We start from the raw sequence: 264 nt of genomic DNA, 5'->3' as shown, positions 1-264 counted from the left end.
CCGGATTATTGGGGTTAGAGTGCATGCGCGGGAATAACATGGTGTTGGTATATTCATATACGGGCGATGTAGATGCCACATATTTATCGGGTTGCTGGGGCGATGTTTTAATCACTCTGCTATACGATTTCTTTTCGGATTTAAGAACGGGAGCTCCGTCCGCGGTTCTTTTTATTTTTGAAGCGTAAGTTTGTCCGTAAACAAGGGGCGTTTGTCCGTATTGCTCGCGATTGAGATAACTTCCGAGAGAGAAAACGTCTTCAG

The 264-nt window shown here is 45.1% G+C and carries 1 protein-coding gene; it reads left to right on the top strand.

The genetic code is table 11. From position 1 onward, the window contains the following. The coding region (locus ACS2QP_RS27925; protein ID WP_438883091.1) for a hypothetical protein at positions 1 to 188 on the top strand (188 nt) is incomplete at its 5' end. Between the last annotated feature and the right edge of the window lie 76 nt (positions 189 to 264).

This window comes from Bacillus cereus group sp. Bce019 (assembly GCF_051781745.1).
GTDB classification, from domain to species: Bacteria; Bacillota; Bacilli; order Bacillales; family Bacillaceae_G; genus Bacillus_A; species Bacillus_A cereus.
The sequence above is the reverse complement of the archived record's forward strand: the minus strand, read 5'-3'. Positions and strand labels throughout refer to the sequence as shown.